The following is a 13,359-nucleotide window of genomic DNA, read 5'->3' on the forward strand; positions in this document are numbered from 1 at the left end:
GGAGCCCGCCCCCCCCCCCCGGGCCCCCCCCCCCGGGCCCCCGCCCCCCGCCCCGCGCCCCCGGCGCGCCCCCCCGGGCCGCCGGGGGGGCGGCGGCCGGGCCCCGGCTGCCCGGGGCACCGGCCCGGCCGTGGGTGACGGACGTCTCTGGCGCCCGAAAACTAACGCCGCTAGTTTGGGGTGCGGACGACAACGGCTGTATCCATGTCCGGGAGGAAAAGCGCATGAAGGCCCATGACGGCATGTACATCGGCGGGGAGTGGCGCCCCGCGTCGGGCACGGACACGATCGCGGTCGTGAACCCTGCGGACGAACAGGTCATCGCCCATGTTCCGGCCGGCACCGCCGAGGATGTCGACGCCGCGGTACGGGCCGCCCGCGCCGCGTTCCCGGGCTGGGCCGCCACCCCGCCCGCCGGTCGAGCCGCGCGGATCGCCGCGCTGCGCGATGTCCTGGTCGCCCGCCAGGACGAGATCGCCGCCACCGTCACCGCCGAGCTGGGTGCGCCGCTCCCGCTGTCGCAGGCGGTGCACGCGGGTGTGCCGATCCTCGTCGCCGGTTCGTACGCGGAACTCGCCGCGTCATACGCCTTCGAGGAGAGGCACGGCAACTCCACCGTCCTGCTGGAGCCCGTCGGTGTCGTCGGGGCGATCACGCCGTGGAACTACCCGCTGCACCAGATCGTCGCCAAGGTGGCTCCCGCACTCGCGGCGGGCTGCACGGTCGTCCTCAAGCCCGCCGAGGACACCCCGCTGACCGCACAGCTCTTCGCCGAGGCCACCGAGGAGGCCGGCCTGCCCGCAGGTGTCTTCAACCTGGTCACCGGCCTCGGCCCGGTCGCCGGACAGGCCCTCGCCGCGCACGAGGACGTCGACCTGGTCTCGTTCACCGGCTCCACCGCTGTCGGCAAGCGGATCGGCGCCGCCGCGGGCGGCGCGGTCAAGCGGGTCGCACTGGAGCTGGGCGGCAAGTCGGCCAACGTCATCCTGCCCTCCGCCGATCTGGCCCGGGCCGTCAACGTCGGGGTCGCCAACGTGATGTCCAACTCCGGCCAGACGTGCAGCGCCTGGACCCGGATGCTGGTCGACGGCGAGCGGTACGAGGAGGCCGTCGCCCTCGCCGCCGCGGCCGTCGCGAAGTACGTACCGGGGGAGCGGGTCGGTCCCGTCGTCAACGCCAAGCAGCAGGCCCGGGTGCGCGGTTACATCGAGAAGGGCATCGAGGAGGGTGCCCGCCTCGTCGCCGGCGGCCCCGAGGCCCCGCACCCGACCGGGTTCTACGTCAGCCCCACCGTGTTCGCCGATGTCACCCCGGAGATGACCATCGCCCAGGAGGAGATCTTCGGCCCGGTCCTCTCGATCCTGAAGTACGAGGACGAGGACGACGCGCTCCGGATCGCCAACGGCACGGTGTACGGGCTCGCGGGAGCCGTCTGGGCCGCCGACGACGCGGAAGCGGTCGCCTTCGCACGCCGGATGGACACCGGACAGGTCGACATCAACGGCGGCCGGTTCAACCCGGTCGCCCCGTTCGGCGGCTACAAGCAGTCCGGCGTCGGCCGTGAACTCGGTTCGCACGGCCTCGGCGAGTACCTCCAGACCAAGTCCCTCCAGTTCTGACCCCCCTCCAGTTCTGACCCTCGTCCGAACCGCCGCTCGTCCGAACCGCCGCTCGTCCGAACCCGATTCCTCCGAGTCGCCGATCCCCTGAGCCGCTGATCGATCAGTAAGGAGCCGTCCGTGGTCCGCGCCGCCGTACTGCCCGCCGTCGGAGCCCCGTTGGAGGTCACCGACATCGAACTGCCGGAGCCCGGCCCCGGCCAGGTGAGGGTGCGCCTCGCCGCCGCCGGGGTCTGCCACTCCGATCTGTCCCTGACCAACGGCACCATGCAGGTGCCGGTCCCCGCCGTCCTCGGCCACGAGGGCGCGGGCACGGTCGTCTCCGTCGGCGAGGGCGTCGGCCATGTCGCCCCCGGCGACGGAGTCGTCCTCAACTGGGCACCGTCATGCGGGCGTTGCCATGCCTGCGTGCGGGGCGAGGTCTGGCTGTGCGCCAACGCCCTGAACGGCGCGGGCGCCCTCCACGCCCGGCGTGCGGACGACGGCGGCGCACTGCACCCCGGCCTCAACGTCGCCGCGTTCGCCGAGGAGACGGTCGTCGCCGCGGGCTGCGTCCTGCCCGTACCCGGCGGCGTCCCGCTGACCGACGCCGCCCTGCTGGGCTGCGCCGTCCTCACCGGGTACGGCGCCGTGCACCATGCGGCGAGGCTGCGCGAGGGCGAGACGGTGGCCGTGTTCGGGGCCGGGGGAGTGGGCCTGGCCGCGCTCCAGGCCGCCCGGATCGCGGGCGCCTCGCGCATCGTCGCGGTCGACGTCTCGCCCGAGAAGGAGGAACTGGCCCGCCGGGCGGGCGCCACGGACTACGTGGTCGCCTCGGAGAACACCGCCCGGGAGATCCGCGCCCTCACGGACAAGCAGGGGGTGGACGCCGCCGTCGAGTGCGTGGGCCGCGCCGTCACCATCCGTACCGCGTGGGAATCGACCCGCCGCGGCGGCCGGACCACGGTCGTCGGCATCGGCGGCAAGGACCAGCAGGTCACCTTCAACGCCCTGGAGATCTTCCACTGGGGCCGCACCCTCTCCGGCTGCGTCTACGGCAACTGCGACCCCGCGCGGGACCTGCCTGTCCTGGCGGACCACATCCGTGCCGAACGGCTCGACCTGAGCGCCCTGGTGACGGAGCGCATCACGCTCGACGGCATCCCGGCGGCGTTCGACGCCATGCTCGCGGGCAAGGGCGGACGAGCCCTGGTGATCTTCTGACCGCATGATGCCGGGGGCCCACCCTAACCGTTGCCGCACGGCGCGGAGGGGGACGAGCGGCACGGGCTGTCGGTGAACTGGCGGCGCTGTTCGTCGTGCATCCGCCCGGCCACCGCGCCGAGAGCCATGACGGAGATCAGGACGGCGACGACGATCTGGCTGATCACGGTCACGATCGCGCCGGACCGGGCGGCGATCACCGCTGCCACGATCGCCAGGACCCCCACCCCGCCGGCCGCCGCGAGATAGACCGTCGGCGGGGCGAACGGGTCGGCCGAGGGCTCGAACGCGTTGCCCGTGGACAGCCAGGCGACGAAGATCACCACCAGGGCGACGAGTTCGAACAGTGCCAGGCCGCAGCCGGCACCGATGTCGGCGCCCCGGTCGGCGTGGCGACGCTGCCGGGGGCCGGTGGTGGCGTCGAACGCCGGAGGCGACACGGGGAGTCGGTCCATGTCCGACACGCTGCCGGTTCCTGCCGGGTGATCGCATGAGTACCCGTACTCATGCGGGCCGGGTTCCCGGCGCCGGGGCCGGGCCGGAGGAACCCGCGGCGAGGCGCCGGCCCGAACGAGGAGTCCCTGGCTGGGCCGTGTCGTCACAGGGCGACGGCAGGGGCCTCGCCCCGGGCTCCAACAGGCCCGGGGCGAAGGGAAGAACCCGGTCCGCATAGGTCCGGGCCCAGGTCCGGACCTGGGCCCGGACCTGGGTCCGTCGACCCTCCCTGATCGTTCTCTCCACTTCTACGCTGCCCGAGGCGGACAGAGGCCGGCTGCCCGAGACGGACAAGGAATCGGCCCGTGTGACACGTGGGGGCGTACGGCATGCGGAGACAGAGCGGGAACCCGAGGAGAACGGACCAGGGGCAGACCGGTGTCGAATACCTCGGTCTCCTCACCCTGGTGACCTTGCTGATCGGCGCCATCGTGACGGCGAGCATCTCGACCAAACTGAACGACGGCTTCGAAACGGCCCTGTGCCGGCTGGTGCAGGTCGCCGGAGGCGGTGGCTCCTGTGATTCCGACAACGTTGCCAACGAGGGGCAGGACGCTCCGGATCCGCAGGATTCCGGCTCGCCGGAGCCCGGACCGGACGAGCCGGTCACCGATCCGCAACCCGCCCCGTCCCCCGGTCCGACGGGCGATCGGAACACGGACGATCCGTTCCAGCCGGCCAAGTGCCTGCTGGCCTCGGACGACACCAAGGACACGGTCGTCATCCAGATCCTGTTCATCAAGATCAGCCACTCGGAACAGGTCAAGCTCTCGCAGTGGTCCGACGGGTCGGTCACCCTGGAGCGGATGAGCACCAGCGGGGGCGGGGTCACCGGGTCGATCGGCGCGAGCATTCCCGGTCTGAAGAAGTGGGGCGGCGGCGCGTCGCTCAGCGGCAGCTACGTACACAGCAGCGGCAGCGGCGGGCAGTGGATGTTCAACGCGCACAAGTCGGACGACTCCAACGCCGACCTCAGAGCCAACCTCGAAGAGGCCAAGCAGTTCTCCGACTACCTCAAAGAGGCCGAGAAGTGCCGTAACAAGTCGGGGCCACGAGCCTCCGAACTGGGCATGATCTGCAGCTACTGGGCCGACAAGGACAAGCCGGACGTGGATCCGGAACGCGCTCCGGACATCGACATCACCAAGACCACCACCGAGAAGTCGGGCAGCGTCAGCTTCGGCGGCAAGTACGCCAAGAACGACAAAGAGGTCGCGGCCCTGCGGAAGACCATCGCCGACGAGGTGACCAAGAACAACCCGAGTGCGAAGGGTGAGGCCCTGGACAAGATCATCAAGGACGCCCAGGCCAACAGCATCATCAAGGACGTGTCCGAGACCAAGAGCGTCGGCAACGTCTCCGCCGAGGGCGTGTCGGGCGCACTCAGCAACGACGTGGTCGTCATGCGCCACAAGACGGGCCCGGACTCCGGCAAGATCACCTTTGTCTACACCTTCTCACTCAACGGTTCGGTCGGCCCCGGCGGCCAGGCCAAGGGATCGCGGATGCAGCAGGTCGCCGTCACCTACGACGCGGAGGCCTACGACCGTGAGGAGAAGGCGGGCGAACCGCACCATCCGAAGAACATGAAGATCACGACGAGCCAGGAGAGCGGCGGGAACGACGGTGTCTCCGTCGGCGGCGGGGCCAACGCGGGCCCGGTGACCATCGATGTCGGCGGCGGTGGCGGCAAGACGGAGTCGGATCTCCACACCGAGGTGGCCGACGTGAACCTCACCGACGAGAAGGACAGCACCACCGTCGAGGACTGGCTGCGCGGGCGCGGCAGCAACCCGGCCGACGAGTCGATGCCGTCCCCCTCCTCCATGGCCGAACCGCTGCCCGCGGACGCGTCGGACATACGGCGCCTGCTGCACGACAAGGGGAAGCTGCAGCGACTGGACTACCGGGTCAACACCGACTGGTGGAACGCCTCGCTCGGCATCGGATTCGGCTTCTCCGCCGGACAGTTCAGTATCGGTTTCAAGCTCTTCGGTATCGACATCACCCATGAGCACCGTCGGGAGACGCTGACCGGCGATCCGACCTACGCGAGCGCTCCGGGCGCCGACGGCACCCGGCCCTGGAAGGACTTCACCAACTGCACCCGCACCCAGCCCATCACGAGCTGAGGACCGGCGGACGGAGCCGTGGCCCCGCGCCGTCGAGGACCGGCGGACGGAGCCGTGGCCCCGCGCCGTCGAGGACCGGCGGCGTCCCGTCGGAGCGCGGGGCCACGCGCACACACTGTCGGCCCCGCCCCTGCCCGGGTTCACGCCGTCGGCCCCGCCCCCGCCCGGCCCTCACGCCGTCCGGTCCCTCCCTCGCCCGGCCCGGGCCCGCGCTGTCGGACCTGCCCCGCCCCTGCCCGGCCCCGGCTCGTCACGTCGGTCCCGCGTCGGCCCGCTCCGTGGTCAGCAGCCGGGTGTCCATCTCGCCCCGCTCGAAGAGCTGTGAGGCCGGGCCGACGATCAACGGGTCGGGTTCACCCACCACGTCCGTGTTCTTGTCCGGGTAGTCGAAGCGGTGCAGCACATGTCGGATCGCCTCCAGCCGGGCCCGCTTCTTGTCGTTGCTCTTGACGACGGTCCAGGGCGCGTCCGCCGTGTCCGTGTGGAAGAGCATCAGCTCCTTGGCCTCCGTGTACGCGTCCCACTTGTCGAGGGAGGCGAGGTCGACCGGGCTCAGTTTCCACTGCCGCACCGGATCGATCTGCCGGATCATGAAGCGGTTGCGCTGCTCGTTGCGCGAGACCGAGAACCAGAACTTCACCAGATGGATGCCGTCCCGGGCGAGCATCCGCTCGAAGCCCGGTGCCTGGTGCATGAATTCCAGGTACTCACGGGTGGTGCAGAATCCCATCACGCGCTCCACACCCGCCCGGTTGTACCAGGACCGGTCGAAGAGCACGATCTCCCCGGCGGACGGCAGATGGGCCGCGTACCGCTGGAAGTACCACTGGGTGCGCTCGCGTTCGGTGGGCTTCTCCAGCGCCACCACGCGCGCGCCACGGGGGTTGAGATGCTCCGTGAAGCGTTTGATCGTGCCGCCCTTGCCCGCCGCGTCACGCCCCTCGAAGAGGATGACGAGGCGTTCGTCGCGCTCCTTCACCCAGTGCTGGAGCTTGAGCAGTTCGATCTGCAGGGCGCGCTTGGACTTCTCGTACGCTCTCCGGCCGAGCTTGTTGGGGTACGGGTAGTCCTCGCGCCAGGCGTCCCGGGCCCGGCCCTCGGGCGTCACGAGGACCGGATCGTCGTCACCGCTGTCGGTCACGACGAAGCCTTCGAGCCCCGGGCCGCCGTGGCGGGCCGCCGCGGCGAGGGCGTCCGCCGCGGCTTCCCGGGCCCCGGCCGGCTCCTTCTTCGCCTTCCTATGACCGCTCGGTCCCTTGGCCTTGGCGCTCCGCGTCATGTCGGCGTCCCTCCACCGGCTGTGCCGGATTCTTCCGCGTCAGGCCAGTGTGCGTACGCATCCGGGAGACCGCCACCCCGGCCAGACAGAGCAGCCCGCCGCCGACGGTGAGCGGCGCGGGCACCTCGTCCAGCAGCAGCCAGGACATCAGCACCACCAGCGCCGGTACCGCGTAGGTGGTCGCGCCCATCCGCCCCGCGGTGGTCCTGGCGAGTGCGTAGGCCCAGGTGGTGAAGGCCAGTGCGGTCGGGAAGAGGCCCAGATAGACCATGTTCAGCGTGGCGGACAGGGGCGCGTCGGCCGCTTCGGAGACCAGCGCACCGGAGAACGGCAGGCAGGCCACCGTGCCGACCAGGCAGCCGAACGTGGTGATCTGCAGTGCGGAGCCGTGCAGCAGTGCGGGCTTCTGGCTGACCACCCCCGCCGCGTACGCCACCGCGGCCAGCAGGCAGAGCGCCACCCCGAGCAGCGACGCATGGCCGTGCCCCGATATCGAGAGTCCGACCACGACGGCGCCCGCGAACGACACGGCCATGCCCGCGATCAGTCTGCCGGGCAGCCCCTCGCCGAGTATCCGGGCCCCGAGCAGCGCGATCAGGAGGGGACCGATGTTCACCACCATCGCGGCCGTGCCCGCGTCGACCTTCTGCTCGCCCCAGTTGAGCACCACCATGTAGAGGCCGAACCAGAGCAGCCCGGACCCCGCGATCCCCGGCCAGGCAGCCCGCGACGGAAGTCCCTCGCGCCGCAGCACCAGCAGCGTGCCCAGTGCCACGGAGCCCGCGAGCAGCCGGCCGAGAGCGAGCGCACCGGGGGAGTATGCCTCCCCGGCGCTGCGGATGGAGACAAAGGCGGAGGCCCACAGCAGCACGGTGGTGCAGGCCGCGGCAGGGGCTCGCCAGTCGGGACGGGATGCCGTCGCCGGGGAGGGTGTCGTCGTCATGGACCCGACCGTAGGTCCGCGACTGTTCGGTGCCTACCGAATTGATTCCGGCGCGATGCCGAGGTGTTCGTACAGCGCCCGCTCCCCGTCCGGGGTCGCCCGCACCGCGCGCCCGGACCCGATCCGTACGCACCACCCCGTGTCCAGCGCGTGCCGGCACAGCGCCGCCCCGGCGACCCCGGCCAGGTGCGGTCTGCGCTCCGTCCAGTCCAGGCAGCCGCGTACGAGCGGACGCCCGGAGGCCGACTCCAGACCGATGCCCAGCCCGCCGAACCAGCCGAGGCCGTCGTCGGTCAGCGCGAAGCCGGTGTCCTGCCTGAGCAGTCCGCGGGCGGTCAGGGCATCGGTGATCGCGATGCCGATCCGCCCCGCGAGATGGTCGTAACAGGTGCGGCCGCGGGCCAGTGCGTGGTCGGCGCTCGACGCCCTCAGGGTGCGTGGCCGCCTCCGTGCGGAGCCGGGGACGACCTGGGACGCCAGCTCCTCGACGAGGTGGGCGGTCCGTTCGTCGGCGAGCCGCAGATAGCGGTGGCGGCCCTGACGCTCCTCGGCGAGCAGTCCGCCCGCGACGAGTTTGCCGAGGTGCTCGCTGGCGGTGGACGGTGCCACCGAGGCGTATCGGGCCAGCTCGCCCGCGGTCCAGGCGCGGCCGTCGAGGAGGGCCAGACAGAAGGACGCGCGGGTCTCGTCGGCGAGGAGCGTGGCCAGGGCGGCGAGCCGGGGAGCGACCGGATCGGGAGAGGGCATGCCTACCAGGATGCTTCAGGAACGTTTCGGCGCGGACCGGACGGTCCCGGCGGGCACGAACTGCTCGTACTGGAGGGAGAGGCCGTCGACCAGCGCCCGCAGCCCGGTCTCGAACGCCCCCTCGTCGACCTTCTGGCGGCGGTCGGCCAGCAGATGGGCCTGGCCGAGATGCGGGTAGTCCGCCGGGTCGTACGCCGTCTCGTCGTCGACAAAGCCGCTGGCGAACGAACTGAGGGCCGACCCGGTGATGAAGTAGCGCATCAGGGCCCCGATGTACGTCGCCTGGGCAGGCGGCCAGCCGGCTCTGACCATGCCGCCGAAGACCGCGTCGGCCACCCGCAGGCCGGACGGCCGCCGGCCCGGGCCCCGGGCGAGCACGGGGACGATGTGCGGGTGCTCGGCGAGCGCCGCACGATAGGAGACGGCCCAGTCGTGCAGGGCGGCGCGCCAGTCGCGGGTGTCCGACGCGTCGAACATCGACAGATCGACCTGGGCGGACACGGCGTCCGCGACCGCGTCCAGGATCTCGTCCTTGTTGCGGAAGTGGTTGTAGAGCGAGGGTCCGCTGACCCCGAGTTCGGCGGCGAGCCGGCGGGTGGAGACGGCGTCGAGCCCTTCGGAGTCCACGAGTGCGCTCGCCGTCTCGACGATGCGGTCTCTGCTGAGGAGGGGCTTGCGCGGTCGGGCCATGCGGCACATAGTAGGGCCTGCAAGCCAAAAACTAGCAGTGCTAATTTAAGTGGAGAGTCACAGGATGAACCTGGAGCTGAGCGAGGAGCAGGAAGCCGTCCGGCAGCTCGCCAAGGACTTCGTCGCCCGTGAGATCGCCCCCCACGTCGTCGAGTGGGACCGGTCCGAGAACGTCGACAAGTCGATCGTGAAGAAGCTGGGCTCCGTCGGCTTCCTCGGGCTCACCGTCTCCGAGGAGTACGGCGGCTCGGGCGGCGACCACCTCGCGTACTGCCTGGTCACCGAGGAGCTGGGGCGCGGCGACTCCTCGGTCCGCGGCATCGTCTCCGTATCCCTCGGCCTGGTCGCCAAGACGATCGCGGCCTGGGGCGACGAGGAGCAGAAGCGGCGTTGGCTCCCGGGGCTCACCGCGGGCGAGGCCGTCGGCTGCTTCGGCCTCACCGAGCCCGGCACCGGCTCGGACGCCGGGAACCTGACGACGAAGGCCGTCCGGGACGGCGGGGCCTACGTCATCAACGGCAGCAAGATGTTCATCACCAACGGCACCTGGGCCGACGTGGTGCTGCTCTTCGCCCGCACCAACGACACACCGGGCCACCGCGGCATATCCGCCTTCCTGGTTCCCACCGACACCCCCGGCCTCAGCCGCCGCACCATCCACGGCAAGCTCGGCCTGCGCGGCCAGGCCACCGCCGAGGTGGTCCTGGAGGACGTGCGCGTGCCCGCCACGGCGCTCCTGGGCCCGGAGGGCAAGGGCTTCTCCATCGCCATGTCCGCCCTGGCCAAGGGGCGCATGTCGGTCGCGGCCGGCTGTGTCGGCATCGCGCAGGCCGCCCTGGACGCCGCCGTCGGTTACGCGGGCGAGCGCGAGCAGTTCGGCAAGTCCATCGCGAGCTACCAGCTCGTCCAGGAACTCATCAGCGACATCTCCGTGGACGTCGACGCCGCCCGGCTGCTGACCTGGCGGGTCGCTGATCTCATCGACCGCGGCCAGGACTTCGCCACCGCCGCCTCCCAGGCCAAGCTCTTCGCCTCCGAGGCCGCCGTCCGCGCCGCCAACAACGCCCTCCAGGTCTTCGGCGGCTACGGCTACATCGACGAGTACCCGGTCGGCAAGCTGCTGCGCGACGCACGGGTGATGACGCTGTACGAGGGCACCAGTCAGATCCAGAAGCTCATCATCGGCCGTGCGCTGACGGGGGTCTCCGCCTTCTGACGGATGCGCCCCCGCTCGAACGCGCGTCTGGGTACCGGACTGAGTACGCGGGCGGATGCGGTGCCCGCCCCGTCGGCCGAAGCTGGGCGCCATGAGTGAGACAGCATCGGTCAAGCAGCAGAGCACCGCGGCCTTCTACGGTCAGGCCGTCGCGTCCTTCGGGGCGGCGATGGCCGCGGTGGCTCTCGGCATCTTCTTCCTGGACGCCGACGCCTGGGTTCGCGGATTCCTCGCGATCGGCGTCCTCTACCTCGTCACTTCCTGCTTCACCCTGGCCAAGGTCATCCGCGACCGCCAGGAGGAAGGGCGGATCGCCAGTCGCGTCGACCAGGCCCGGCTGGAGAAGATCCTCGCCGAGCACGACCCCTTCCAGAAGCTCTGACGGCCCCGCCCGGACGGGCTCTAAGCGCTTGCTCAGGTTCGCGGTATGGTGTTCGTCCTGCCGGCGAGAGGGGCGAGTGACGATGAGCACGGCGGAGGAGACCCACGGTGACGGTGAGCCGTGGGCCGAGGTGACGCCCGAGGCGGCCAGGCGGCTCCTCGTCGCCGCCGTCGACGCCTTCGCCGAGCGCGGGTACCACGCCACCACCACCCGTGACATCGCCGGCCGGGCGGGAATGAGTCCCGCCGCGCTCTACATCCACTACAAGACGAAGGAAGAGCTGCTCCACCGGATCAGCCGGATCGGTCACGACCGCGCCCTGTTCGTCCTGGAGGCCGCCGCCGACGGCGGGGGCACGTCCGCCGAGCGGCTGGCCGAGGCCGTGCGGTCCTTCGTGCGCTGGCACGCCGAACGGCACACCACGGCCCGCGTGGTCCAGTACGAGCTCGATGCCCTGAGCGAGGAGCACCGGGCCGAGATCGTCGAGCTGCGCCGCCGGAGCGACGCGGTGGTGCGCCGGATCATCGGCGAGGGGGTGCGGGCGGGGGAGTTCGACGTCCCCGACGTCCCGGGCACGACGCTGGCGGTTCTCTCCCTCTGCATCGACGTGGCGCGCTGGTTCAACGCGCGGGGCAGCCGGACGCCGGACGAGGTCGGCGAGCTGTACGCCGACCTCGTGCTGCGCATGGTCGCCGCCCCGCGGTAGCGCGGGCGTGGGGCCGGCCGTCAGAAGTAGTAGCGCGACACCGATTCGGCCACGCACACCGGCTTGTCGCCGCCCTCGCGCTCGACCGTGACGAGGGCGGTCACCTGCACGCCGCCCCCCGCCTCCTCGACGTTCTTCAGGACGGCCGTCGCGCGCACGCGTGATCCCACGGGCACGGTGGAGGGGAAGCGGACCTTGTTCGTCCCGTAGTTGATGCCCATCTTCATGCCCTCGACCCGCATGACCTGCGGCACGAGCGCCGGCAGCAGCGAGAGCGTGAGGTAGCCGTGCGCGATCGTCGTGCCGAACGGCCCGGCAGCGGCCCGCTCCGGGTCCACATGGATCCACTGGTGGTCCCCGGTGGCCTCGGCGAAGAGGTCGATCCTCTTCTGCTCGATCTCCAGCCACTCGCTGTGACCCAGCTGCTCGCCCACCTCGTCGCGCAGCTCCTGTGCGGACGTGAAGATTCTCGGCTCTGCCATGTCCCTGGTCCCTGCCCTTCCCGCTCTCGACCATCCGTCCCGCCTAGTTTCTAAGCGCTTGCTCAGCATGGTTGGCGGGTGCGTTCCTGTCAACGACGGACTGGCCGGGGGGTGGACACGTAGGATCGGAGGGGTGCCCCAGATCCCACAGACACTCCATGAACTCACGGTCGGCCAGCTCTCCGCACGCAGCGGCGCCGCCGTTTCGGCCCTGCACTTCTACGAGGCCAAGGGCCTGATCAGCAGCCGCCGCACCAGCGGCAACCAGCGCCGCTACACCAGGGACGCTCTGCGCAGGGTCGCGTTCGTCCGTGCGGCGCAGCGGGTCGGTATCCCGCTCGCCACCATCCGGGAAGCCCTCGCGGAACTCCCCGAGGAGCGCACCCCGAACCGTGATGACTGGGCGCGGCTCTCCGCGGCATGGCGTACCGAACTGGACGAGCGCATCGAGCGGTTGGGCCGGCTGCGGGACCATCTCACCGACTGCATCGGCTGCGGCTGCCTGTCGTTGGAGAACTGCGTGCTCTCCAACCCGGACGACATTTCAGGCCGGCGGATCAGCGGCTCGCGTCTGATGCCGGAGCGGCCGTCGGCCGACTGCCGGTAGATCGTGGTGCGGCTGCCCGCCTGCCCGGCATGCCCGCACGCCTGCCCGGCATGCCCGCACGCCTGCCCGGTGCCGGGCGGGCGGCGCACAGCCGCTGTCCGTCACGCGGCGGATGCCAGGTCCCGGTGCTCCGTGTTCCGGGCCCGGGCCAGCGCCCCCGGGGTGAGCACCGGCTGCGGCACCACGATCCCGCACCCCGTGCAGACCGGCCCCGACCACGGCTCGCACTCCAGGTCGTGCCGCCAGGCGATCTCGGCTCCCTCGCACACCGGGCAGACCGTGCCCGGCGATGACTCCAGGGCGGCGATCAGGCGGCTGAGGGCCTCCGCCAGCGGTGCCGAGGGGTGGACCCCCGGATCCTCGCAGCGCACGACCCCGTTGCCGCCCCAGGTGCGCCGGTGCCAGTCGTCGAACGTGCCCGGCCGGCGCAGCCCGTCGTGCTTCTCACGCCTGCGCCGCTCGGCGAACCCCGCCTCGTAGCGGAGCCAGACCGAGCGCGCCGCCTCCAGTTCGTCCAGTGCGCGCACCAGTCGCACCGGATCGGGGGACCGGTCCTCGGGTCCGATCCCGTGGCGGGCGCACAGATGGTCCCAGGTTGCCCGATGCCCGTAAGGGGCGAACCTCTCCAGGCACTTGCGCAGCGAATACCGCCGCAGTGCCAGGTCGGCCCGCGGGTCGCGGACCTGTCTCGCAAGACTCCGGAATCCGGCCACTGCGCCGCCACCTCCGTCGCTCGTGCTTCGGCGTCGATGAATAGACGTACGGCGGCCCGAAGAGGATCCATCAGCACGGATGTTGTCCGGAATTCGAGATGATCGGCTGTCAGGCCGGGTGCGAGGGCATGTGACGATTCGGGAA

The 13,359-nt window shown here is 71.3% G+C and carries 14 protein-coding genes; 7 read left to right on the forward strand and 7 right to left on the reverse strand.

The window, feature by feature from the left end:
- Positions 1-224: 224 nt before the first annotated feature.
- Positions 225-1,619 (forward strand): aldehyde dehydrogenase family protein, encoded by a 1,395-nt coding sequence (locus ACFVUT_RS03825; RefSeq protein ID WP_389655045.1) that lies wholly within the window; start codon positions 225-227, stop codon positions 1,617-1,619.
- Positions 1,620-1,739: 120 nt separating this feature from the next.
- The gene (locus tag ACFVUT_RS03830; protein WP_389655047.1) at positions 1,740-2,822 is read left to right on the forward strand and encodes a Zn-dependent alcohol dehydrogenase; all 1,083 of its coding nucleotides are present in this window, start codon (positions 1,740-1,742) and stop codon (positions 2,820-2,822) included.
- A gap of 23 nt (positions 2,823-2,845) precedes the next feature.
- Here ACFVUT_RS03830 and ACFVUT_RS03835 read toward each other — a convergent pair whose 3' ends face one another.
- Complete coding sequence (locus ACFVUT_RS03835; RefSeq protein ID WP_389655049.1) at positions 2,846-3,277, reverse strand: DUF6234 family protein; 432 nt, start codon at positions 3,275-3,277, stop codon at positions 2,846-2,848.
- A gap of 369 nt (positions 3,278-3,646) precedes the next feature.
- Here ACFVUT_RS03835 and ACFVUT_RS03840 point away from each other — a divergent pair, with 369 nt between their 5' ends.
- Positions 3,647-5,449: a hypothetical protein gene (locus ACFVUT_RS03840; RefSeq protein WP_389655051.1), complete on the forward strand. Its 1,803-nt coding sequence runs from the start codon at positions 3,647-3,649 to the stop codon at positions 5,447-5,449.
- Between the two features lie 250 nt (positions 5,450-5,699).
- Here ACFVUT_RS03840 and ppk2 read toward each other — a convergent pair whose 3' ends face one another.
- The 4 genes from ppk2 to ACFVUT_RS03860 are packed head-to-tail and all read right to left on the reverse strand — an operon-like array spanning position 5,700 to position 9,108.
- Complete coding sequence (gene ppk2, locus ACFVUT_RS03845) at positions 5,700-6,728, reverse strand: polyphosphate kinase 2 (protein ID WP_389655053.1); 1,029 nt, start codon at positions 6,726-6,728, stop codon at positions 5,700-5,702.
- Complete coding sequence (locus ACFVUT_RS03850; protein WP_389655055.1) at positions 6,688-7,671, reverse strand: DMT family transporter; 984 nt, start codon at positions 7,669-7,671, stop codon at positions 6,688-6,690. Before ACFVUT_RS03850 ends, ppk2 begins: the two co-directional genes overlap by 41 nt.
- 33 nt (positions 7,672-7,704) lie before the next feature.
- Positions 7,705-8,418 carry an ArsR/SmtB family transcription factor gene (locus tag ACFVUT_RS03855; RefSeq protein WP_389655057.1) on the reverse strand — a complete coding sequence of 238 codons (714 nt, stop codon included), beginning with the start codon at positions 8,416-8,418 and terminating at the stop codon, positions 7,705-7,707.
- A gap of 15 nt (positions 8,419-8,433) precedes the next feature.
- Positions 8,434-9,108, reverse strand: a complete 675-nt coding sequence (locus ACFVUT_RS03860) for a TetR/AcrR family transcriptional regulator (RefSeq protein ID WP_389655059.1) — start codon at positions 9,106-9,108, stop codon at positions 8,434-8,436.
- 64 nt (positions 9,109-9,172) lie between these two features.
- Between ACFVUT_RS03860 and ACFVUT_RS03865 the strand changes: the two genes are divergently transcribed.
- The 3 genes from ACFVUT_RS03865 to ACFVUT_RS03875 all read left to right on the forward strand — a co-directional run bounded on the left by ACFVUT_RS03865 (position 9,173) and on the right by ACFVUT_RS03875 (position 11,412).
- Entirely contained in the window at positions 9,173-10,324 is a 1,152-nt protein-coding gene (locus ACFVUT_RS03865) for an acyl-CoA dehydrogenase family protein (RefSeq protein ID WP_389655061.1), read from the forward strand.
- Between the two features lie 91 nt (positions 10,325-10,415).
- Positions 10,416-10,706: a YiaA/YiaB family inner membrane protein gene (locus ACFVUT_RS03870; RefSeq protein WP_389655063.1), complete on the forward strand. Its 291-nt coding sequence runs from the start codon at positions 10,416-10,418 to the stop codon at positions 10,704-10,706.
- 82 nt (positions 10,707-10,788) lie between these two features.
- Complete coding sequence (locus ACFVUT_RS03875) at positions 10,789-11,412, forward strand: TetR/AcrR family transcriptional regulator (protein WP_389655065.1); 624 nt, start codon at positions 10,789-10,791, stop codon at positions 11,410-11,412.
- A 20-nt stretch (positions 11,413-11,432) separates the two neighbouring features.
- Here the strand turns inward: ACFVUT_RS03875 and ACFVUT_RS03880 are convergent, their stop codons facing one another.
- Entirely contained in the window at positions 11,433-11,894 is a 462-nt protein-coding gene (locus ACFVUT_RS03880; RefSeq protein ID WP_389655067.1) for a MaoC family dehydratase, read from the reverse strand.
- Between the two features lie 133 nt (positions 11,895-12,027).
- On the opposite strand from ACFVUT_RS03880, the gene soxR reads away from it, so the two are divergent.
- Positions 12,028-12,501, forward strand: coding sequence for a redox-sensitive transcriptional activator SoxR (gene soxR, locus ACFVUT_RS03885; RefSeq protein ID WP_389655069.1), 474 nt, complete (start codon positions 12,028-12,030; stop codon positions 12,499-12,501).
- Positions 12,502-12,602: 101 nt separating this feature from the next.
- On the opposite strand, the gene ACFVUT_RS03890 is transcribed toward soxR, so the two are convergent.
- Positions 12,603-13,214, reverse strand: coding sequence for a hypothetical protein (locus tag ACFVUT_RS03890; protein ID WP_389655071.1), 612 nt, complete (start codon positions 13,212-13,214; stop codon positions 12,603-12,605).
- Positions 13,215-13,359 lie beyond the last annotated feature (145 nt).

It is taken from the genome of Streptomyces sp. NPDC058051, from assembly GCF_042885475.1.
GTDB lineage: Bacteria > Actinomycetota > Actinomycetes > Streptomycetales > Streptomycetaceae > Streptomyces.

Coding starts and splice junctions, on each gene's coding strand:
- ACFVUT_RS03825 (WP_389655045.1), top strand. CDS start 225: ATGAAGGCCCATGACGGCATGTACATCGGCGGGGAGTGGCGCCCCGCG.
- ACFVUT_RS03835 (WP_389655049.1), bottom strand. CDS start 3,277: ATGGACCGACTCCCCGTGTCGCCTCCGGCGTTCGACGCCACCACCGGC.
- ACFVUT_RS03840 (WP_389655051.1), top strand. CDS start 3,647: ATGCGGAGACAGAGCGGGAACCCGAGGAGAACGGACCAGGGGCAGACC.
- ppk2 (WP_389655053.1), bottom strand. CDS start 6,728: ATGACGCGGAGCGCCAAGGCCAAGGGACCGAGCGGTCATAGGAAGGCG.
- ACFVUT_RS03850 (WP_389655055.1), bottom strand. CDS start 7,671: ATGACGACGACACCCTCCCCGGCGACGGCATCCCGTCCCGACTGGCGA.
- ACFVUT_RS03855 (WP_389655057.1), bottom strand. CDS start 8,418: ATGCCCTCTCCCGATCCGGTCGCTCCCCGGCTCGCCGCCCTGGCCACG.
- ACFVUT_RS03860 (WP_389655059.1), bottom strand. CDS start 9,108: ATGGCCCGACCGCGCAAGCCCCTCCTCAGCAGAGACCGCATCGTCGAG.
- ACFVUT_RS03865 (WP_389655061.1), top strand. CDS start 9,173: ATGAACCTGGAGCTGAGCGAGGAGCAGGAAGCCGTCCGGCAGCTCGCC.
- ACFVUT_RS03870 (WP_389655063.1), top strand. CDS start 10,416: ATGAGTGAGACAGCATCGGTCAAGCAGCAGAGCACCGCGGCCTTCTAC.
- ACFVUT_RS03875 (WP_389655065.1), top strand. CDS start 10,789: ATGAGCACGGCGGAGGAGACCCACGGTGACGGTGAGCCGTGGGCCGAG.
- ACFVUT_RS03880 (WP_389655067.1), bottom strand. CDS start 11,894: ATGGCAGAGCCGAGAATCTTCACGTCCGCACAGGAGCTGCGCGACGAG.